This window comes from Candidatus Pantoea persica (assembly GCF_013753875.1).
Classification (GTDB): domain Bacteria; phylum Pseudomonadota; class Gammaproteobacteria; order Enterobacterales; family Enterobacteriaceae; genus Pantoea; species Pantoea persica.
Genome location: NZ_SMDS01000016.1, coordinates 1 through 20,452, shown reverse-complemented (window position 1 = coordinate 20,452; position 20,452 = coordinate 1). Strand labels below are relative to the sequence as shown.

Genomic DNA, 20,452 nt, shown 5'->3' with positions numbered 1-20,452 from the left:
GTGCGCGCCCTGAGCCAGGCCGCAATAGCTAGGCCTGGCGGCACGGTCGCCGAGTCGCAAATCGCCTCCAGCAGCGCGATGATTGTCGATCTCAGCAGCGGCAAGGTGCTGTTCTCCAGCCATCCCGATCGTGTGCGGCCCATCCCCTATATCACCAAACTGATGACGGTCATGGCGGCGCTGGATGCGAAGCAACCGCTGGATGAGCGAATTTCAGTAGATATCAGCCATACCCCGGAGATGCGCGGCGTCTTTTCCCACGTCAAGCTCAACAGCGAAATCAGCCGCAGCAATATGATGATGCTGGCGCTGATATCTTCGGGCACCACTATCCCGGCGGCTACGAGGCCTTTATCCGCGCCATGAATGCCAAAGCGCGCGCAGGGGATGACCCATACGCGCTATGTCGAGCCGACGGGGCTGTCGATCCACAACGTGTCGAGCGAGGAAGATCTGGTGAAGCTGCTGCGCGCCACGCGCGACTATCCGCTGCTGGGCACGCTGAGCACCACTAAAGAAGAGACCGCCGTCTTTACCCATCCCAGCTATGCGCTGCCGTTCCGCAACACCAACCATCTGGTCTATGAAAACGACTGGCGTATTCAGTTGACCAAAACCGGCTACACCGACGAAGCGGGCCACTGCCTAGCGATGCGCACCCTGATCAACAACTGGCCAGTGGCGCTGGTGGTACTGGACGCCTTCGGCAAATATACCCACCTCACCGACGCCAACCGCCTGCGCAACTGGCTGGAAACCGGCAAAGCCGCGCCGGTACCCGCTGCGGCGCTAGCGTATAAAAAGCAGATGCCAGAAATAGTTAAGACTACTCTTAAGGAATCCCCATGTCTGCTATCGAAGTTATTCTCGTCGACCACCTTGATCGTCCCACCGAAAAAATGGAAAAGCTGGAAGTGCATGAGAAGGGATTGCTGCATCGCGCGGTAACAGTCTACGTGTTTAATTCGCGTGGCGAGCTGCTGCTGCAGCGTCGCGCCCGCGACAAATATCACTGCGGCGGCCTCTGGAGTAACACCACCTGCGGCCTTCCTTATCCGGCGGAGCCAACCCAGCAGGCGGCGGAACGTCGGTTACTGGAGGAGATGGGGCTGTCGCTGACGCCGGTGTTTGAGCTGAGCTACAACCTGCCGCTCAGCAACGGGTTGACCGAGCATGAGTATGGCCACGTCTACTTCGCGGTTAGCGACGATCTGCCGACACCCAATCCCCAGGAGGCGGACGCGTGGCGCTATCTCTCCGTCGGCGACATCCAGCGCGCGATGCTTGACGCGCCGCAGCAGTTCACGCCTTGGTTTCTCTACACCTTCCCGCGCATATCCGCTTATCTGAACGCGTTGAGTATGCCGGCCTGAATAGCGTCCTCCCCCGCCTTCAACCCCTGTGTTGCCTGTAGGCAAGAGGCCGAAGCGCAGCGAGAAACGACGAGGCGTTGTCAGACAGCGTAACGCGCTGGCCCGTACGGGTGCACCTCAGAGGTGAGCTGCGCCTCCGCGCGGGCCGGGGCGTTAGCGTTGCGCTCGGCGCCGCTCTAACGTGCTGGCGCGCTTTTAACGCCCGGCAAAATCTTCCGCGTCCACATCATAGCCCGACGGCTCCCAGCGTAAGGAGATGCTGATCGCCTCATACCTGGTGGGACACTACATCTCTACGCTGGCCGCCTTGTTGCCCTAGCCGCGCAGGCGGGAGAACTCGGCGAGAAAGGTCATCGCCACCGGCAGATCAATGCCGACCCCCCAGCCCCATTACGAAACGTGCGCCGCCCAGCACATACTCATTGGGCGCAAAGGCGCAGGCGAGTGCCGCCGCCACCAAGAAGAACGTATCCGCCATAAAGACTCGGTAGCGGCCGATTTTATCGGTGAGATAGCCGCCGATCAGCGCGCCGACGATGGCGCCGAAAGGTTAGGCGTCGAGAAACACGCCGCCCAGCGCAATTGCCACCACGATGCGCCGTTGTTGCGCGCCCCTGTGCCGCCGTTAATCAGGCGGGAAACGTCTTCCGCACTGCGCTGGGGGTCGCCGGTGGGCGGGTTCCCTGCCAACGCCACGTGGGCGGAAGAAGAAGTGAGACCGATCATGATGTTGTTTGTAATTATCATGAGTAAAATAGACGCCTTACCTTCTAGACGTCTAGATGTAAATTATTTTATGTGTTATAAGCAGGCTGATAACGGTATGAAAAGTTACGGCGCGCCACTTCATGCCTCAGGCAATGTGTTAAGCGATGCAGAAAGGAGCGTCTATCCTCTATAAGCACCTCATCGATAACCGAAATAAAGGAATACCTCATGGCAAGGTCTGGTTTTCTGGCGCTGACGGCAGCGCTGATGCTGGCAACAGGCGCGGCGCACGCCGCCGATCCCGTGCGCGTAGGCTCGAAAATTGATACGGAAGGGTCGTTGATGGGCAACGTGATCCTGCAGGTGCTGGAGAAGCACGGCGTGAAAACGGTGAACAAAATCCAGCTCGGCACCACCTAGGTGGTACACAGCACCATCACCGCTGGCGAGCTTGATATCTACCCCGAGTACACCGGCAACGGCGCCTTCTTCTTTTTAACGACGAAAAGGATGCGGCGTAGAAAAACGCGCAGCAGGGCTACAAACAAGAAGGTTAAGCAGCTCGATGCGGAGAAAAATCAGCTGGTGTGGCTGATGCCGGCACCGGCCAACAACACCTGGAGCATCGCCGTACGCCAGGATATGGCGCAGCAGAACAAGCTCAGCTCGCTGGAGGATCTCAGCCGCTACCTGAAACAGGGTGGCACCTTCAAGCTGGCCGCCTCGGCAGAGTTTATCAAGCGTGGCGACGCCCTGCCGGCGTTTGAAAGCCTATGACTTTAAGCTGACGCAGAGCCAGCTGCTGTCGCTGGCGGGCGGCGACACGGCGGTCACCATCAATGCGGCGATGGCCTACGGCACCGACGGCCCGGTGGCGGCGCTAGGCCACAAACGCTGAGCGATCCCAAAGGGGTACAGCCGATCTATGCGCCGACGACGGTGATCTGCGCCGCGGTGCCGAAAGCTGGCTGAAGCCGGTGTTCAGCAAGCTGGATGAGAAAACCCTGCAGCAGCTTAACGCGAAGATCGCCGTTGACGGCCAGGACGCCAGCAGCGTCGCGCGCGACTGGCTGCAGTAGCAGAAGTTGCTGTAAGCGATGGGCCTGTTGCGGGAGGCGATGCTACCGGCGCGCCGCCAGCCGGTGGCGCTGCTGTCGCTGCTCTGCGGCACGCTGCTGATCGGGCTGCCGCTCGGCATTGTGCTCTATCGCTGTCCTGCGTGGCAGAGCGGCGTCTTCATCGTGCTGAACGTGATTCAGACCGTACCCTCCGTGGCGCTGTTCGGCCTGCTGATCGCGCCGCTGGCCGGGCTGGCGTCCACCTTTCCCTGGCTGGGCGTGTGGGGCATCAGCTTCATCTCCCCGGCGCTGATCGCCCTGACGCTCTATGCGCTGCTGCCGCTGGTGCGTAGCGTGGTGGCTGGTCTGCAGTAGGTGCCGCGCGATGTGCGCGAAAGCTCGCGCGGCATGGGCATGAGCGCGCCGCAGCGCTTTTTTGCAGTGGAGGTGCCGCTGGCGCTGCCGGTCTGGCTCGCCGGGCTGTGCGTGGTGGTGGTGCAGACGCTGGGCATGGCGGTGATCGCCGCGCTGATCGGCGCAGGCGGCTTCGGTGCCATTATTTTCCAGGGACTGCTCAGCAGCGCGCTCGATCTGGTGCTGCTTGGCGTGATCCCGGTGATTGCGCTGGCGGTGGCGATCGACGCGCTGTTCCGCCTGCTGATTTCCCTGCGGGAGAGAACCCATGATTCACTTTAACGGCGTCAGCAAGCACTTTTCCGGCAAGGCGGCGGTGCGCGACGTGACGCTGCATATCGACAAGGGCGAGTTCAGCGTGCTGCTCGGCACCTCTGGCTCCGGCAAGTCCACCACGCTGAAGACGATCAACCGGCTGGTGGAGTGCGACGAGGGCGAGATCCTGTTCGCCGGCGAGTCGATTCGCCAGCTTGACGCGCGCGATCTGCGTCGCCGTATGGGCTACGCCATTCAGTCCATCGGCCTGTTTCCCCACTGGACGGTGGAAAAGAACATCGCCATCGTGCCGGCACTGCTCGGCTGGCCGAAGGCGCGCATCCGCGCGCGAGTCGAGGAGCTGCTGGCGCTGCTCGGGCTGGACGCGTCGCTGGCGCGACGCCTGCCGCATCAGCTCTCCGGCGGCCAACAGCAGCGCGTCGGCGCGGTGCGGGCGCTGGCCGCCGATCCCGAGGTGTTGCTGATGGATGAGCCGTTCGGCGCCCTCGATCCGGTTACGCGATCCGCTGATGTGGTTAATCGCGCTCTTCGCGGCGCTGCTGACCGGCTTGCCCTACAGCGCGTCGCTGTTCGCGCGTTGGTTTCCCGAGCTGGTGCGGCCGCTTCACCAGCAGGAGAGCTTCTGGCAGCTGGCGCTGGGCGTGGGCGGTGGCGTGCTGGTGACGTGCCGCGCAGGTCGACGCTTTCGCCCGCTGGTGGAGACGCTAGTCGCCGCCGGGCAGACGGTGCCGCCGGTGCTGGCGATTGCGGTGCCGGTGATGGGGTTCGGCGTCTGGCCGGCGGTGGGTCGCGCTGGTGCTCTACAGCCTGCCGGTGCTACAGGGCACGCTGGCGGGGCTGGACGGCGTGTCCGCCAGCAGTCGGGAAATTGCGGACGGTGTCGGCATGAGCGCGTGGCAGCGCCTGTGACAGATAGAGCTGGCTCTGGCGGCGCCGGTGATCTTGGCTGGCGTGCGCATCTCGGTGATCGTTAATATCGGCACAGCGGCGATCGCCTCGACCGTCGGCGCGGAAAGCCTCGGTTCGCCGGTGACTATCTTCCTGAGCGGCTTTAATACCGCCTATGTGATCCAAGGGGCGCTGCTGGCAATCGTCTGCGAGCGCCTGCAGCGCTTGCTTAGCGCGAGTGGAGAATAAGGGTATAACCGACTAGCATCAGTCCGCCCGTACCGCCGACGGCCATAATGAAAAACAGCGTTGTGAAGAAAATTTTTTGCCAGTTCATGCGGAAACCCTTGAAGCCCGAAAGGCGGGGATGATAACGTGAGCAGGGCGAGGGGGAAAGGGAACAAGGGCCCTGTGTGCGTTTTACTGAAAGCGCGTCTCGTGAGCGCGGATAGAGAAACCCTGTTCCTGCCAGTGCGTCAGCTGCTCCTGCTGGCGACGGGTTAACTTTTTGCCGGTCCAGACGAAAATATTCTGGCCAGGAAAGAGTTCCGGGCGCGGCAGATCGAGCGGCTCCGCCAGCACGTCGAGTCGCCAGGCATCCAGGGACAGACGCCAGGCCTCCAGCCAGATACGAGTGCGATCCTCAACAGCCCAGCCGATGATCAGCGCGTCTTTGCCCGCCTTTTTGCGGCTGGAGGCCAGGCAGAAAGCGACGTAGTCAATCAGCGCACCGTCCAGTAGGCTGCTCATCACGCGCGCGGTGTTCTGATCCAGCCCCAGCTTCTGCCGCACCGGCATAATGACGTGCTCGATAAGCGGGTCTACCGGATGTTCGCGACCCATGGCGGCGATTTTGGCGCGCAGCCTGGAGGGTTGGACGTGGTGCAGCACGCTCATCAACTCTTCCTGAAGGTTGACCCAGCTATCATGCACATTGACGTTTTCTCCTTCGAGCAGTGCCTTGACTTTGCCTACCGGCACGCCGCTCTCAATCCAGCGCTTGATTTCTTCAATGCGCTGAACGTCCTCGTCATCAAACTGACGATGCCCGCCTTCCGATCGCTGCGGCTTTAACAAGCCGTAGCGACGTTGCCACGCGCGCAGTGTGACGGCATTGATTCTACAGCGTTCTGCAACGTCGCCGATACTGTAAAAGGCCATAACTTCCCCAAACTTTCGAACGCAATTAGATTACCTTAACGAACGCAGACAACTTGTACCAATGTTTTTTAAGTGTACAAGTTGACGCTGCCGTAAATTTCACTCTCAATCTCATTTATGAGAATCACTTCCCAAAAGTGAGATAACAACGATACAGATTGCAGAAACTGAACAACGCTTGGCGGCGCGCCTGGCTGAGTTGCGCACCCAGCGCGGCTGGTCGCTTAAGGAACTCGCCACGGCAACCGGAATTAGCCGCGCTTCATTGTCACGTATTGAGCGTGGCGAAACCAGCCCCACCGCTGCGTTATTAAATCGCTTATGTGTTGCCTATGGCCTGACTATGTCGCGGCTGCTGAGCGAAGTAGGAGGAGGGCAGCGATCTGCTGCTGACGCCGGATCGCCAGCCGGTCTGGCAGGATGAGGCGAGCGGCTTTGTGCGCCGCAGCGTGTCGCCGCCGGCGGCCCACTTTCGCGCAGAGCTGGTTGAGGGGCAGCTTCTTCCCGGCGAGCGCATCGATTACGATGCGCCGCCTATGCAGGGGCTGGAGCAGCACATTTGGCTGCTAGCAGGGCGGGCTGACCATCAGCATGGAGGCGCAGAGCTGGACGCTGTGGTCGGGCGACTGTCTGCGCTTTCATCTTACCGGCCGCTCCGCGTTTGCGGCGCATCTCACCGACGGCGCACGTTATCTGCTGGTGGTATGTAAACCATGATGACCTATACATGGCTTGACGGCGCCGAGGCGCGCCAGCAGCTGACATCACTCAGCGATCTGTTGCAGGCGTGCGTGGCAGATGGCGCCAGTATCGGCTTTACCGATGCGCAGGATCGCGCAGTTATCGAGCGCATCTGGCAGGATCGCGCCGCCTTGCTCTCCAGCGGCCAGAACGAACTGCTGGTCGCCTGGCAGCCCGACGCGGTGGTCGGCTGTGTGATGATTCACGCCGCCAGCATGCCCAACGGCCGCCACCGTGCAGAAATCAGCAAGCTGCTGGTGCATCCGCGCGCCCGGCGGCAGGGTATTGCGCGCCAGCTGATGCAGCAGGCCGAGACACGCACGCAGGCGCTCGGCAAGCGTCTGCTGGTGCTGGATACCCGCAGCGGCAATGTCGCCAGCCTGCTCTACCGGTCGTTCGGCTGGCAGACGGCGGGATCGATTCCCGCCTATGCCGAATCGGTGACGGGAGAGCTGGAGGCGACCACGGTGATGTTTAAGCCGCTGGCCGTCAGCTTGGATCAGGGGCTGGCATAGCTAACTGGTGTCACGGCGTCGCTGTCGATTGCGCGGCTCAGAGCGCGCAGCGCCGTGCGCAGCGGGCAGAGCGTGCCGACCGGCGTAACGCAGCAGTCCGGCTGCGTGCCACTCTTCGCGCAGCAGCGGATGCGCCGCGTCGATCGGTTGTAGCTGGCGCAGCGCCTCCAGGCTTTGCGCCTGAAAGTAGAGCCGCAGAAAGCTCTGGCCGCTGGCCTTGTCGCACCAGCGCTCCAGTACTAGGCTGGCGCCGGTCGGGATATTGCCGCGCGCGTAGCCGGGCAGCGTTCAGCTGAAGCCCATCAGGCTGCGCACCATAGCGATATTGGTATCGTGGGCCAGCAGCAGCAGCCAGCACGCATCCGGCGGCGCGTCCGCGCGCTTCTCTGGCGCCGCTGCCGTCAGCATGGCGCATTGGGCAGCACCGAGGCGCGCTTTTGCGCAGTGTAGCACAAATCGTTGCTGAGATCGTAGTTTGCCGTCAGCAGCGGCAGCATCACGGTGATTTGCCCGGCGTGAGTGATATTGCCCCAGGCGAGCTGGCTGAGCGGCAGATTTTTGCTCTAGCCCATGCGCAGCGTTTCGGCCATGCTCGCCAGCACGCTCAGTTCGGCAACGTAAGTGCTGCCGCTTTTGCTCTGGCGGATTTGCCACGGCTGATCAAACAGCGCGCAGTGGGCGTCGGACGGGCATACTGCCCGCTTCAGCGCCGCAACAGCGGGCTCGAGCGCCCGCTGCCGCGCGGCGAGATCGCCTGCCGCCGCCATGACCGCCGCTTGCTGCCGCTGCAGGCCGGGCGCGCTGGCGGCGAAGGCGTTGCTCTAAAACAGCGGATCCTTGTCGCCCGCGACGCGACGCACCGTCACGCCGCAACCGGGAAAGGCGCCGTCCATCAGCGCCTCGGCGCTGGCAAGGGTGCGCTGCAGCGGGCTGGCGCGCAATAGATATCCTGCGGCTGCGGGCAGCCGGCCGAGCTGGCGGTAGTGCTCGCCTTCCCAGCGTCCTTTGTTGACCAGCGCCGCATAGCCGTGACCGGTCTGCTCGCCGTCGCGCGTTGACCAGGCCGGCCAGGGGCGCTGGGTGGCGGCTTTAATCTCTTTTCGGTTGCCCGGCGTGGGCGGGCGCACGCCGTGGCGGCTCAGCTCCACCACCTTCTCCAGCTGATAGTCAGGCTGCGCAGCGGCCTGCGTCGTGCAAAGTAACAGCGCGCAGGCGGCCATACAGGCGTAACGGGAAAATGTCATCTCTTCTTCCTTATGAGAATAGTAGTGAGGCCACACCATAGCGCTGAGGGCTGGCCGCTGGCTACGCTAAGATTTTGCCGGAGCAAAATTCTACGAGGCAGCGCGAAAAAATGCGCCGTAAAGCTGACGCTGGCGGATTACTGTGTAAAAATACAGGCCATTTGCACCCGGCGGTAATTGACTATGGCCCTGACAGCAGCATTAAAAAGCCAGATAGCGCAGTGGTATAAGGCGCTACAGCAGCAGGTGCCGGACTTTATTCCCCGCGCGCCGCAGCGCCAGATGATCGCCGAAGTGGCGAAATGCCTGGCGGGCGACGACGCGCGCCACCTGGCGATCGAAGCGCCGAACGGCGTCGGCAAAACCCTTTCCTATCTGATTCCCGGCATCGCTGCGAGCCGCGCCGACGAGAAAAGGCTGGTGATCAGTACCGCCAACGTGGCACTGCAGGATCAGATACTCACCAAGGATCTGCCGCTGCTGAAAGAGATCATCCCCGATCTCACCTTTACCGCCGCCTTTGGCCGTAGGCGCTACGTCTGTCCGCGCAACCTGGCGGCGCTGGCCGCCAGCGACGACCAGCAGGGCGATCTGCTGCTCTATCTTGATGACGAGGTGGTCAGCAGCACCCGCGAAGAGCAGACGCAGTGCGCGCGGCTGGAAAAATCGCTCGGCAGCTACGCCTGGGACGGCTTGCGCGACCACAGCGAAGAGAACATCAGCGACAGCCTGTGGCAGCGTATCTCCACTGACAAAGCGAGCTGCCTCGGCTCCCACTGCCGCTGGTATCGCGAATGCCCGTTCTTTATTGCCCGCCGCGAAATCGAACAGGTAGATGTGGTGGTGGTCAACCATGCGCTGGTGATGGCGGCGATGGAGAACGAGTCGGTGCTGCCGCCGGCGAAACAGCTGATGCTGGTGCTGGACGAAGGGCATCATCTGCCGGAAGTAGCGCGCGACGCGCTGGAGATGAGCGCGGAGATCACGCCCGGCTGGAGCAGCCTGCAGCTCGATCTCTTTGTGCGGCTGGTGGAGGGCATTATGAAGCAAATGCGGCCAAAATCGCTGCCGCCGCTCAGTAATCCGGAGCGGCTGAAGGCGCACTGCGAAGAGCTGCGCGAGCTGCTCACGACCCTCAGCCAGGCGCTCAATCCGCTGCTGCCCGCCGACAATCAGCCGGGCGAGTTCCGCTTCGTGCTGGGCGAGCTGCAGGAAGAGTTGCTGGCGCTCTGCGCCCGCCTGTTCAAGCTGAGCGACGCGCTGCGCGGGCTGGCGGAAGGGCTGATTAACGCCCTTAGCGAGCAGACCGGCAGCGTCGACCTGACGCGTCTGCATCGAAATCTATTGCAGCTGAACCGCCAGTTCGGCTGGTTCGAATCGGTCAGCAAACTGTGGCGGCTGGCGGCAATGCCGAAAGCCTCAGGGGCGCCGGTGTCGAAATGGGTTACTCGCGAGCTGCGCGACGGCCAGGCGCACCTGCTGTTCCACTGCGCCGGCATCCGTGTCAGCGATCAGCTGGAGAAACTGCTGTGGCGCAAAATCCCCCATGTGGTGGTGACCTCCGCCACACTGCTCTCGCTCAACAGTTTTCACCGCCTGCAGGAGATGTCGGGCCTGAATGAAAAGGCGGGCGACCGCTTTGTGGCGCTCGACTCGCCGTTTAATCACGTCGAGCAGGGCAAGCTGGTGATCCCGCAGATGCGCTACGAGCCGCTAATGGCGAACGAGGCGGAGCATATCGCCGAGATGGCGGCCTTCTTCCGCCAGCAGATGAAAGACGCGCAGCACAAGGGGGTGCTGGTGCTGTTCGCTAGTGGCCGCGCCATGCAGCAGTTCGTCGCGCAGCTGCCGGAGCTGCGGCTTTCGATGCTGATGCAGGGCGACCAGCCGCGATCGCGCCTGGTGGAGCTGCACCGCAAGCGGGTGACGAAGGGGGAAACCAGCATTCTGGTTGGCCAGCAGTCGTTCGCAGAGGGGCTGGATTTAAAGGGTGAGCTGCTCAGCCAGGTGCATATTCATAAAATCGCTTTTCCCCCGGTGGACAGTCCGGTAATTTTGACCGAGGGCGAGTGGCTCAAAAGCCTGAACCGTTATCCCTTTGAGGTGCAGAGTTTGCCGAGCGCCTCCTTTACCCTGATACAGCAGGTGGGACGCCTGATCCGCAGCCATCAGTGCTGGGGCGAAATCGTGATTTACGATCGCCGCCTGCTGAGCAAAGCCTACGGCAGCCGCCTGCTGGCCGCGCTGCCGGTTTTTCCCATTGAGCAACCCGAGGCGCCCGCCGCGCTGAAGGTGAAGCGCGCGCCGCTGCCGGGAAGCCAACGCCGTCCCGCCAGGCGGCCCGCGGCGAAGCGATAACAACAGAGTTGGCGTTGGCCGTGGTCATACAGCAGCCCTGACTGGAAGCGAAAAATGGAACTGAACAAAGTCATTAAAGAGGTGGGCGCGGCAAAAATCACGCGCGCGATCGCGCCAGGCTGATGATTTTGGTCGCCATCACCAGACGTGTGAAGTTGTCGGACAGCAGATCGCCCAGACCGACACTGTGCGACAGCACCAGATTACACTGCAGGTCCGCCAGACGGCTTGCGGAAATCGGCTGAGGCGCGTCAGCAAGAGCCGGGCGTCCGGCGTCGCGGGCGTCAGCCGCGTCTCCTCATCCAGCCACCATACCCCTTCCGCGGCGCATAGCCGTTCGCCAGCCGCCACTCGCCGCCGCGCAGCAGAGTAATCACTCGATCGACACCGGGAAAGCGCGAGAAGGCGCCGTCGCGGGCGAGGGTAGCGATGCTGGCGCGCCAGGCGAAATCCGCTTCGCCCGGCGGATAGCTGACTATCTCGCGCGTCTCGCCGCCGCCGTTGCGCCAGCGGCTGACTGGCAGGTTGGCATAACGGAAGCGCGTTCTCATCGCAGCGCCGCCATCGCCTGGCGAAACGCGGTGGCGCACGCCTTGGCGGCCCGCTTGGACTACCGCGCGTCCCGCCACCCAGACGTCGCGGATCTGCGCGCGGCCGCCGGCAAACAACCAGCGGTTGAGGCGCGCCTGCTCGGCGACAGCGCGCCGAGGGCGACGTGGCTGTCGGAGCCGATGCCCCAGCGACGGCCCTGGGCTATATAGTCCGTGGCCGGAAAAAGGCCGTCGCCGAGATTGGCCTCGGTGGTCAGGCAAAGCCCGGCTACCGCGCGGCTGGCGGCCAGCTACTGGATTTCAGGCGTCTCAAGGTGGGTGGCGTGGATTAGGCTCCAGCGCGTATCGACCGCAAAGCGGTTAAGCAGCCACGCCACCGGCCGCTCGCCGCTCTTGGCCAGGCAGTCGTTGACCGATTTCTCCTGCTCGGCGACGTGAATATGCACCGGCAAGGTCACGTCGCTGACGGCCAGCACCTTGCGCATCTGCGCTTCGCTCACCGCGCGCAGCGAGTGAAAGCAGAGGCCGCGACTGAGCAGCGGTTTGCTATCCATTACGGCGGCCAGCCGCTGTTGCTGGCGCAGATAGTCCTCGGTTTGCTGAATAAAGCGTTTCTGGCCCGGCAGCGACGGCTGCGCGCCGAAGCCGCTGTGGCTGTAGAGCACCGGCAGCAGCGTCTGGCCGATGCCGGCGACCTCGGCGGCCAGCATCAGCTGTTGCAGCATCGCGTCCTGCGCGTAGGGCGCGCCGCTGGGGTCGTGATGCAGGTAGTGGAACTCTGCGACCTGGGTATAGCTGCCTTTCAGCATGTCGATATAGAGATACGCGGCGATGGCGCCGACCTGCTCCGGCGTCAGGCGTTGCACCATGCGATACATCTAGATCGCGCTAGCTCCAGAGGCTGTCCTGCGCATTGCTCGCCGCCTCCTCCAGGCCCGCCATGGCGCGCTAAGGCGTGCGAATGCAGATTGGCGACCGAGGGGATCACTGCGCCGGGCAGGCTAATGGCGCCCTGCGCGTCGCTGTCGGGCGTCACGCTCTGGGGCGCAAAGGCTCTGGGTCTGGAAAAGACGCACGGATCGCTGGAGGCGGGCAAGGTGGCAAACCTCGTCCACTGGCCGCTGGCGCGTCCGGCGGAACGGTTTACTGGCTGGGTGGCAAGCTGCCCTGTACCGTTATCTTCGCGGAGATGCGCAATGACACCTTTTCACTTTACGCCGGGCAGCCTGCCGCTGCTGGTCAGCATTCCTCACGCCGGCACGCAGCTGACGCCTGAGGTGGAAGCGGGGCTGAGCGAGGCGGCGCGCGGTTTGCCCGACATCGACTAGCATATTCCGCTGCTGTTCGATTTCGGGCGCGACCTGGGCGCCAGCGTGCTGATTGGCCACTATTCGCGCTTTGTGATCGATCTGAATCGTCCGCCGGACAATCAGCCGCTCTACGCTACTGCCACCACCGGCCTCTTTCCGGAAACCCTGTTCGACGGCGCGCCGACCTTTACGCCGGGCAACACGCTCACCGCGGCGCAGCGCGCAGACTATCTCGCCGATATCAGGCAGCCCTATCACCAGCAGATCCAGCACGATCCCGCGCCTGTTTGAGGGACACCTGCCGGATCTCAATATCGGCACCAACGACGGCAAAAGCTGTGGCGCAGGGGCTGGCAGCGGTCTACGCGGCGCAGAGCGACTACAGCTGGGTAGTGAACGGGCGCTTTAAGTGCGGCTATATCACCCGCGCCCACGGGCAGCCGCAGGAGAAGATTCAGGCGGTGCAGCTGGAGCTGGAGCTGGAGCTGGAGCTGGCGCAGCGGAACTATATGGATGAGACGCCGCCGTTCGCCTGGCGGCAGGAGCGGGCGTCAGCCCTGCAGAAGGTGCTGAAGCCGATGGTGCAGCGCTTTATGGCCGACGGCAAACCCGCCTGACCAGGCTGCGCGCCGCCGTCTAGCCGCGGCGCGCGTCCGGGCGCGTAAGAGCGAAGCGCTCGTTTTCGCTGGTGCCGTAGTAGGCGCTCGGCCCGCCGGCGCGCAGAATCAGCTGGGTGCGCGCTGTCTGATAGATGCCATCCTCCAGCAGCGACTCGTCGATATGGATGGCGACCGCTTCGCTTAGCACCAGCCAGCTGTCTATCGGGTTGCCTTGCGCATCCTGCAGCTGGATCAGCTGGGTCAGGCGGCACTCGAAGTTCACTGTGCTTTCCGCCACCAGGCTCGATTTGACCTGCAAGGCGGCGAGCGGCGTCAGGCCCACAAGGGCAAACTCATCCTGATCCAGCGGCACTGACGCCGAGCTCTCGTTCATCGCCTCCACCAGCGGGCGCGTCGCCAGATTCCAGACGAACTCCTTGCTTTCGCTGATATTGCGCACGCTGTCTTTCCAGCCGCTGCTGGCAAAGCCGATAATCGGTGGACGGGGTAGTTAAAGCAGTTGAAGAAGCTGTAGGGCGCTAGGTTGCGCTGGCCGGTGGCGGAAATTGAGCTGATCCAGCCGATAGGACGCGGCCCGATAATGGCGTTCAGCGGGTCGTGCGGCAGGCCGTGACCGGCGCGCGGTTGGTAGGAGTAGAGTTTATGCGTCATCTTTTATCCCGTAGCGAAGTGTTAACAATATCTTAACGCTACAGCATCGGCTGCATCGGGAAGAAATGTATAAGTGGATTGTGCGGCTTTATTTTCGCGCCGCTGCGGCGTATTGTACGCGCCTGCAAACCGGGAGACGCCATGAACAAGCCAGCCAGTAACCTTTTCCACGCCCGCAATCGACATCAAGGCGAATATGACTTTGCCGCCTTGACCGTCGCGCATCCGCCGCTGGCAGCGAAGGTGTGGCCCAACGGCTATGGCGGCGAGTCGATCGATTTTGCCGACGCGGAGGCGGTGATGCTGCACAACCAGGCGCTGCTGAAGCACTTCTATGGCCTGGAGTGGCAGCTGGCGCCCGGCGCGCTCTGTCCACCGGTGCCGGGACGCGCCGACTACCTGCACTATCTGGCGGATCTGCTGGCGCAGGACAACCGCGGCGCCATCCCGCAGGAGGATATTCTCGATATCGGCTGCGGCGCCAACTGCATCTATCCGCTGATCGGCCAGGCGGAGTATGGCTGGCGTTTCCAGCACTGATATCTACGAGGCGGCGCTCAAAGCGGCGAATCGCATCGTGGCAGCCAATCCAGGCCTGCAGCGCAGCATTCGCCTGCGTCGCCAGAAAAATTCCGACGCGGTGCTGGCGGGCGTGGTAAGCAAAAACGAATTCTTCTACGCGGTCATGTGCAATCCGCCGTTCCACGCCTCGGCGGCGCAAGCGGCAGACGACTCGCAGCGCAAAGCGTGCAATCTGAAGCTGGAGAGCAACACACTGCGGAACTTCGGCGGCCAGCACAACGAGCTGTGGTGCGAAGGGGGCGAGAAAGCCTTTGTCGGCCATATGATCGCCGAAAGCGCGGCACTGGCGCGCCAGGAGATCGAACAGGTTCCAGGCGTTGAGCAGCACCAGCGTGGCGAACACGGTGATCATGCGTGCCAGCTTGAGAATCGCCTTGACCCAGTCGTTGACCCGCTTTTGCAGCGCGGGATAGTTGCTGCGCAGATCGGGCGACAGCGTAATGGTTTTGCCGATCCAGCGCGTCAGGATGCCGGAGACGAAGGCGGCGATACCGATAATCGCCAGCATGCGCACCGAGGCGGACATCATAAATTTCAGGCTGTCGCCGGGATTGAATATCGACAGCAGAAACAGGGTGATGAAGTAGGCGCTGGCCAGCCAGTGCCACACCAGCGCGAAGGCGCGAATAAAGAAGGCGAAGAAGGCCATGCTGCGATCGGAGAGCGGCTGCAGGGCGCGGTGAATGCTGGGCGGTTAGAGAAGATCAGTGCCGGCGCCCAGACGGTCATGATGCCCATAATCAGCACGTTGACCAGCGCCGAGACCGGCACGTTAACCTGGTTAGAGACAATAGGCACAATCACCAGCAGGCCGTAGCCGATCAGGCCGGAAAGCCAGCTGAGGCGCGTGCTCCAGTAGCGGGCGTGGCCGTCGCTGAGATGAAAAAGCGCAGCTCGCTGAAGCCGGGACAAAAGATAAGCCGCAGCATCGCTTTGAAGAATTCGATGAGAGCGAAGGCGTTCAGAAACAGTCCCTGCTGATAGGCGATGGTGCGGCTGTTGCCGTGGTAGTTGTCGCTGATGATCTGCCCGGTAAAGAGCGTCAGCGCCAGCATCAGCAGATCGATGGCGAACGCGCCGAGGATGGCCAGCGGCAGCTGGAACCAGTTGCGCTGCTCCTGATTTTTCGGCGCCCCATCCGGCGATACAAGGGGATGCATGGCGAGGCGCAGCAGCCAGTAGAGAGCGAACAGCGCCGCCGATAGCACCACAAAGTGCCGCAGGGCGTTGAAAAAGGTGGTCGGATTGAAGTTCTTGTGCGGCGTATCGACGATATTGTCATGCAGGCGGGCAAACTTCTGCGCCACATCGCCGCCGAATTCGCGCGTCACGTCGGTCACGCCCTGCAGTACGGTTTTATCCTCCTCTTCCGCCGCGGGCGTGCTGTCTGGCGCCGTCGCGCAGCTGGGTAATCAGCTCCTGGCGCGCCTGGTCATTCTCCAGCACGTTCGCCAGCGCGGCATAGGCGGCTTTTTTCTCTTCTGCCGTCGGCGCGCTCTGGCCGCTGCCGCTGGAGCCGGATGTTTGCTGCGCCGCCACCGCCGCCTGCGGCAGCGTTACCGCCTGCGCGGCGGGCAGCACGCAACAGCAGAGCAATAACAGCGCGATCCCTTCCGCAACAGGCGACAACATATGTAGGCTGACGACATGACTTTCTCCTCAGCAACCTCTGGCCCACAGAAGAAAAAGTATAGTCAGGCGCAGCGAGTGAATGTTCTGAAAGGCATTTTTCGCCCGTTGCGCAGGCGAGCGGGCGGCATCAGGGCGCTGGCAGGCGAATGCGAGTGCAGCAGTCAGGCCGCGAGAAGCGGGCGCAACGGCAAGGTGGAATCAAACTAGCAAATGCGTCTGGAGCGCGGGGCGAGGTGGGGAAAGAGAGGGGCCGGCATAATGCCGGCCCGTTCATTCAGGAAACGTGCTGCAAAAACTCGCGCAGGCGATCGCTCGGTGGCTGGGCGATCAACGTATCGGGATCGCTATCCTCCGCGATGGTGCCCTTGTCGATAAAGATCAGGCGTGAGGCAACCTTCTGCGCAAAGCCGACTTCATGCGTCACGATGACCATCGTCATGCCTTCTTCCGCCAGGTCCTGCATCACCTTCAGCACCTCGTGGCGCAGTTCGGGATCCAGCGCGGAGGTCGGCTCGTCGAAGAGCATCATTTTTGGCTTTACCGCCAGCGCGCGGGCGATGGCGACGCGCTGCTGCTGGCCGCCGGAAAGCTCTGACGGGAAATAGTGCGCGCGCTCGGCCAAGCCAACCTTCGCCAGCAGCTCGCGCGCCAGCCGGTGCGCCTCTTCCTTTTTCGCGCCGCGCACGCGGATCGGGCCGAACGCCACGTTATCCAGCGCGCTCATCTGCGGAAACAGGTGAAACTGCTGAAAAACCATGCCCGCTTCTTGACGGATCAGGTGCTCGTCTACCTTAGGATCGTTGACCTCCAGGCCGTCGACGATCAGGTCGCCACTGGTGATATCTTCCAGCTTGTTGATGCAGCGCAGCAGCGTTGATTTGCCGGAGCCGGACGGGCCGATAATCACCACTACTTCGCCCTGGTTAATCTTCAGGTTGATATCGTGCAGCACCTGGGTGTTGCCAAAGTGTTTGGAGACGTTCTTGAATTCAATCACAGGATTCTCAACCTTTTCTCAATGCGGCGCAGCACAAAGCTCAACACTAGCGTAATCACCAGATAGATAATCGCCACGGCGCTCCAGATCTCCAGCGCGCGGAAGTTGCCGGCGATAATTTCCTGGCCCTGACGTGTCAGCTCCGCTACGCCGATAACGATAAACAGCGAGGTATCTTTGATGCTGACAATCCACTGGTTGCCGAGCGGCGGCAGCATGCGGCGCAGCGCCAGCGGCATAATCACGTAGCGCAGGGTTTCGCGACGCGACAGGCCCAGCGCTAGGCCCGCTTCGCGGAAGCCTTTGTTGATCGACAGCACCGCGCCGCGGGTAATTTCGGCGATATAGGCGCCAGAGTTGATCATGATTGTCACCACCGCGGCGGTAAAGGGATCGATGCGCAAATCGGGAAACGCCATCGGCAGGGCGAAGTAGATAAACATCACCTGCACGACAATCGGAGTGCCGCGAATGATCTCGATAAAAACCAGCGCGAGGTTGTTGGCGATCCAGCCGCCATAGGCGCGGGCGAAGCCGGCGACCAGACCGATAATCAGTCCGCCGACTAGGCCGAGAATTGAAATGATCAGGGTCATCTTCGCACCTTCAATCAGCGCGGGCATGGCGGGCCAGATGACACTCCAGTCAAACTCCATGGTGTGACTCCAGGTTGTTGCGATAGAAAAAAACAGGGAACCTGTCCCTGCTCAAAGTGACAGCAAAAGCATTATTATTTAGGTTCGCTACCAAACCATTTTTTATAAATCTGGTTATAGGTGCCGTTCTCTTTCAGAGTTTTGAGCACGCCGTTGACCTTTTCACGCAGGTCGTTGCTGCCTTTCGGGAAGGCGATGCCGTACTGCTGCGCTTCAAGCGATTCGCCAACTGCCTTAAAGCGGCCTTTGCCTGCGGTGTTGATGAAGTAAAGGATGTTCGGCGTATCGTGCAGCACCGCGTCGGCGCGGTTGGTGCCGAGCTCCATATAGGCGTTGTCGATGTTCGGGAACTGACGCAGATCTTTGGTTTTGATATGCGCTTTCGCATAGTCAACCGAACCGGTGCCGCTCTTTACCGCCACCACTTTGCCATGCAGGTCGTCGATGCCTTTGACGTCATTTTCATTGTTGCGCACCATTACCAGCAGGCCGCTCTTGTAGTAGCCGTCGGAAAATTCGGTCGCCTTTTTGCGCTCGTCGGTAATGGTAATGCCCGCCAGCGCCAAGTCGACGTTGCGCGTTTGCAGTGCAGGGATGATGCCGCTGAAGTCCATCGGCTTCAGGATATAGTCCAGCTTCAGCTCCTTAGCGACGGCGTCCCACAGGTCAACATCGAAACCGACATATTTGTCGCCCTGCTTGAATTCAAAAGGTACGAAGGCGGTATCGGTGGCGACGATCAGTTTTTTTTCTGCTGCGGAAGAAGAGAAAGATAAGGCCAGCGCCAGCGCGGCCACAGAGACTTTAAACAGTGACTTCATAATTTTTCCTTAATTACACCCAGGCCCGAAACCTGCGTTTACGTCTGGATTATACGAAAAAACTATGCCAACTTTAAATTCTAAACAGAATCATGGCATTAAATCCTAAAGCTGACACGATTTTGCATGAGTAAAACGCTTTCGCACCAAAGTGGTGCAGAGGAGTATTCTGGTGTAATCGCACCTTTGCATACGGTCGGGCGGCTGAAAAGCAGAGAGCGGTAGAAATGTTATGGATGTCAAAAAATAGTGAAGGGCGAGTAAGAGATATAAAAAGACGGGTTTCCCCGCCTGTTGCTATTCACTGCCGTTACTCAATGTTGGACTCGATAAACCACAGGAATTTATCCAGGTTTCGCGAGACGGCGGTGAAGATATCGGCGGTATCTTCTTCGTTTACTTCGCTGATGGCTTTACGCGTGTCGTTAGCGACAATCGCGTGACGGTCGACCAGCGTCCTCAGGTGACCCTGTACGCTGTAAATGTTCAGCGGGTAGCTCTACAGCGACGTTTTATCGTTTATAACCTGGCTGGTAACCAGTGCCACGCCGCCCAGCTGCACAACGCGCTCAGCAATGGTGTCCTGATGGTCAGGTTCGTTTTTACCAGTTTTGCGATACTCATCGTATGAATCCTCCCTTTGACAGTTATCCTAATCAGGCATGGGAATGAGTATAGCAGCGCCTGAGACGTTTGCAGGATTGGAGCTGTCGATGGATGAAATAGATGGCATTTACGGATAAAGTGCAACACGAAAATAACGGCGCTGCCGGGTTCACGCCTTAGCAGCAGGCGGCAATATGAAGGAAATCAGCCGTTTAGCCAGCACAGGCAGAGAAATGAGTCAGTTTGTTTCAGAATGATGATGATATTGTGTATTGATAGTTAATATTAGCCGCGCGGGAGAGCAGAGAATATTAAGCGCCCGCGCCAAGCGCGAGCGAAGTAAGCTACTGCACCGGCGGCGTTTTATTTTCACCGCTTTCTGAGAGTTATTGCGCGGCGTCAGCCGAAGCGATGACGATCACCACCAGCCCCAGACACTGCTGAAGCGAGAGCGCCTCGCCGAGGAAGAGGATGTCGGAAAGCGCCGCCGCGGCCGGTTCAAGGCTCATCAGCGTGCCGAAGATGCGCGCTGGCAGCCACGTCAGCGCTACCATCTCCAGCGAGTAGGGAATGGCGCTGGAGAGCAGGGCAACCAGCAGCGCCACCGGCACAATGCTCCAGTGCCAGATACCCGGCGCGGCGAACGCCAGCCCGGTCGGCACGAAAATCAGCGATGCAATCAGCGAGCTCATGGCGACGGTAGCCGGTCCGTGTTCAGCACCGGCGCGCTGACCTGCCAGTATATAGCAGGCCCAGCACGCGCCCGCGTCGACCGCTAGCGCGGCGCCGAGCGGATCGATCGCCTTCATGCTGTCGCAAAACGGCAGCAGGAACTCGAGTCCGGCGACGGCCAGCACCACCCAGGTCAGATCGAGCAGACGTCGCGTGCCCAGCAGCGTCAGCGGGCCAGTGAATTCAAGCGCCACCGCGACGCCCAGCGGCACGGTTCGCAGCGAGAGGTAAAAGAGAAAATTCATGCAGCCCAGCGCCAGCCCGTTCATCAGCAGCGGCATGCGCTGTTCGCGCGTGAAGCGCAGGCGCCAGGGTTTAAAGATCGCGCAGAGCATCAGCGTGCTCAACCGGAGGCGCAGCGCGGTAATGCCGGTGGCACCTACCTCCGGAAACAGGGATTTCGCTAGCGACGCGCCACCCTGTAGCGATATTATCGCCACCAGCAGCAGGGCGACAGGAATAAACGGAGAGGGTGATTTGCCAGAGAGAGAGAGAGAGAGAGAGAGAGAGAGAGAGAGAGAGAGAGAGAGAGAGAGAGAGAGAGAGAGAGAGAGAGAG

The 20,452-nt window shown here is 61.3% G+C and carries 9 protein-coding genes and 17 pseudogenes; 12 read left to right on the top strand and 14 right to left on the bottom strand.

Features of this window, described 5'->3' with window-relative positions; genetic code table 11:
• Positions 1–948, top strand: a pseudogene (gene pbpG, locus EIO60_RS05010) (D-alanyl-D-alanine endopeptidase).
• Positions 846–1,373 carry an isopentenyl-diphosphate Delta-isomerase gene (gene idi, locus EIO60_RS05005; RefSeq protein ID WP_258576089.1) on the top strand — a complete coding sequence of 176 codons (528 nt, stop codon included), beginning with the start codon at positions 846–848 and terminating at the stop codon, positions 1,371–1,373. Before pbpG ends, idi begins: the two are co-directional and overlap by 103 nt.
• Positions 1,374–1,661: 288 nt before the next feature.
• Here the strand turns inward: idi and EIO60_RS05000 are convergent.
• A pseudogene (locus EIO60_RS05000) lies at positions 1,662–2,099 on the bottom strand (MFS transporter); the annotation flags it as partial.
• A gap of 210 nt (positions 2,100–2,309) precedes the next feature.
• Here EIO60_RS05000 and EIO60_RS16545 point away from each other — a divergent pair.
• From EIO60_RS16545 to EIO60_RS16535, 4 pseudogenes are all read left to right on the top strand, one after another.
• Positions 2,310–3,160 (top strand): annotated as a pseudogene (locus EIO60_RS16545) (glycine betaine ABC transporter substrate-binding protein).
• Between the two features lie 72 nt (positions 3,161–3,232).
• Positions 3,233–3,835: pseudogene (locus tag EIO60_RS04980) on the top strand (ABC transporter permease); the annotation flags it as partial.
• A pseudogene (locus tag EIO60_RS16540) lies at positions 3,822–4,337 on the top strand (ATP-binding cassette domain-containing protein); the annotation flags it as partial. The pseudogenes EIO60_RS04980 and EIO60_RS16540, both read left to right, overlap by 14 nt.
• Positions 4,297–4,966: pseudogene (locus EIO60_RS16535) on the top strand (ABC transporter permease). The pseudogenes EIO60_RS16540 and EIO60_RS16535, both read left to right, overlap by 41 nt.
• Here EIO60_RS16535 and EIO60_RS17260 read toward each other — a convergent pair.
• Positions 4,947–5,012, bottom strand: a complete 66-nt coding sequence (locus EIO60_RS17260) for a YohO family small membrane protein (protein WP_508278745.1) — start codon at positions 5,010–5,012, stop codon at positions 4,947–4,949. The pseudogene EIO60_RS16535 and the gene EIO60_RS17260 sit on opposite strands and share 20 nt — an antisense overlap.
• 125 nt (positions 5,013–5,137) lie before the next feature.
• A complete protein-coding gene (locus tag EIO60_RS04965) occupies positions 5,138–5,878 on the bottom strand; it encodes a MerR family transcriptional regulator (RefSeq protein ID WP_258576086.1) in 741 nt (246 codons plus the stop codon).
• 151 nt (positions 5,879–6,029) lie between these two features.
• Here EIO60_RS04965 and EIO60_RS04960 point away from each other — a divergent pair.
• Positions 6,030–6,595, top strand: a pseudogene (locus EIO60_RS04960) (helix-turn-helix domain-containing protein).
• The gene (locus EIO60_RS04955; protein ID WP_258576085.1) at positions 6,592–7,134 is read left to right on the top strand and encodes a GNAT family N-acetyltransferase; all 543 of its coding nucleotides are present in this window, start codon (positions 6,592–6,594) and stop codon (positions 7,132–7,134) included. The pseudogene EIO60_RS04960 and the gene EIO60_RS04955 overlap by 4 nt, the downstream one beginning before the upstream one ends.
• Here the strand turns inward: EIO60_RS04955 and EIO60_RS04950 are convergent.
• Positions 7,119–8,378, bottom strand: a pseudogene (locus EIO60_RS04950) (histidine-type phosphatase). The gene EIO60_RS04955 and the pseudogene EIO60_RS04950 overlap by 16 nt on opposite strands.
• A gap of 183 nt (positions 8,379–8,561) precedes the next feature.
• Here EIO60_RS04950 and dinG point away from each other — a divergent pair.
• Positions 8,562–10,736, top strand: coding sequence for an ATP-dependent DNA helicase DinG (gene dinG, locus EIO60_RS04945; RefSeq protein ID WP_258576084.1), 2,175 nt, complete (start codon positions 8,562–8,564; stop codon positions 10,734–10,736).
• 100 nt (positions 10,737–10,836) lie between these two features.
• Here dinG and EIO60_RS04940 read toward each other — a convergent pair.
• The 3 pseudogenes from EIO60_RS04940 to hutF form a co-directional block, all read right to left on the bottom strand.
• A pseudogene (locus EIO60_RS04940) lies at positions 10,837–10,986 on the bottom strand (aromatic amino acid lyase); the annotation flags it as partial.
• Positions 10,968–11,287, bottom strand: a pseudogene (locus EIO60_RS04935) (HutD/Ves family protein); the annotation flags it as partial. The pseudogenes EIO60_RS04935 and EIO60_RS04940, both read right to left, overlap by 19 nt.
• Positions 11,284–12,326: pseudogene (hutF, locus tag EIO60_RS04930) on the bottom strand (formimidoylglutamate deiminase); the annotation flags it as partial. The pseudogenes EIO60_RS04935 and hutF, both read right to left, overlap by 4 nt.
• Here hutF and EIO60_RS17115 point away from each other — a divergent pair.
• Positions 12,307–12,470 (top strand): annotated as a pseudogene (locus EIO60_RS17115) (imidazolonepropionase); the annotation flags it as partial. The pseudogenes hutF and EIO60_RS17115 sit on opposite strands and share 20 nt — an antisense overlap.
• A 13-nt stretch (positions 12,471–12,483) precedes the next feature.
• Positions 12,484–13,214, top strand: a pseudogene (locus tag EIO60_RS04920) (N-formylglutamate amidohydrolase).
• 19 nt (positions 13,215–13,233) lie between these two features.
• On the opposite strand, the pseudogene EIO60_RS04915 reads toward EIO60_RS04920, so the two are convergent.
• A pseudogene (locus EIO60_RS04915) lies at positions 13,234–13,868 on the bottom strand (flavin reductase family protein).
• Positions 13,869–14,009: 141 nt separating this feature from the next.
• Between EIO60_RS04915 and rlmF the strand changes: the two are divergent.
• Positions 14,010–14,745, top strand: a pseudogene (rlmF, locus tag EIO60_RS04910) (23S rRNA (adenine(1618)-N(6))-methyltransferase RlmF); the annotation flags it as partial.
• Here rlmF and ybiO read toward each other — a convergent pair.
• The 6 genes and pseudogenes from ybiO to rhtA form a co-directional block, all read right to left on the bottom strand.
• Positions 14,704–16,082, bottom strand: a pseudogene (ybiO, locus tag EIO60_RS04905) (mechanosensitive channel protein); the annotation flags it as partial. The pseudogenes rlmF and ybiO overlap by 42 nt on opposite strands.
• 274 nt (positions 16,083–16,356) lie before the next feature.
• On the bottom strand, positions 16,357–17,079 hold the full coding sequence (glnQ, locus tag EIO60_RS04900; RefSeq protein WP_258576083.1) for a glutamine ABC transporter ATP-binding protein GlnQ: 723 nt from the start codon (positions 17,077–17,079) through the stop codon (positions 16,357–16,359).
• Positions 17,076–17,735 carry a glutamine ABC transporter permease GlnP gene (gene glnP, locus EIO60_RS04895; RefSeq protein ID WP_258576082.1) on the bottom strand — a complete coding sequence of 220 codons (660 nt, stop codon included), beginning with the start codon at positions 17,733–17,735 and terminating at the stop codon, positions 17,076–17,078. The genes glnQ and glnP overlap by 4 nt, the downstream gene beginning before the upstream one ends.
• Before the next feature lie 74 nt (positions 17,736–17,809).
• Positions 17,810–18,556: a glutamine ABC transporter substrate-binding protein GlnH gene (gene glnH / locus EIO60_RS04890; protein WP_258576081.1), complete on the bottom strand. Its 747-nt coding sequence runs from the start codon at positions 18,554–18,556 to the stop codon at positions 17,810–17,812.
• A gap of 310 nt (positions 18,557–18,866) precedes the next feature.
• Positions 18,867–19,148, bottom strand: a pseudogene (dps, locus tag EIO60_RS04885) (DNA starvation/stationary phase protection protein Dps); the annotation flags it as partial.
• Positions 19,149–19,548: 400 nt separating this feature from the next.
• Positions 19,549–20,355 carry a threonine/homoserine exporter RhtA gene (rhtA, locus tag EIO60_RS04880; protein ID WP_258576288.1) on the bottom strand — a complete coding sequence of 269 codons (807 nt, stop codon included), beginning with the start codon at positions 20,353–20,355 and terminating at the stop codon, positions 19,549–19,551.
• Positions 20,356–20,452 lie beyond the last annotated feature (97 nt).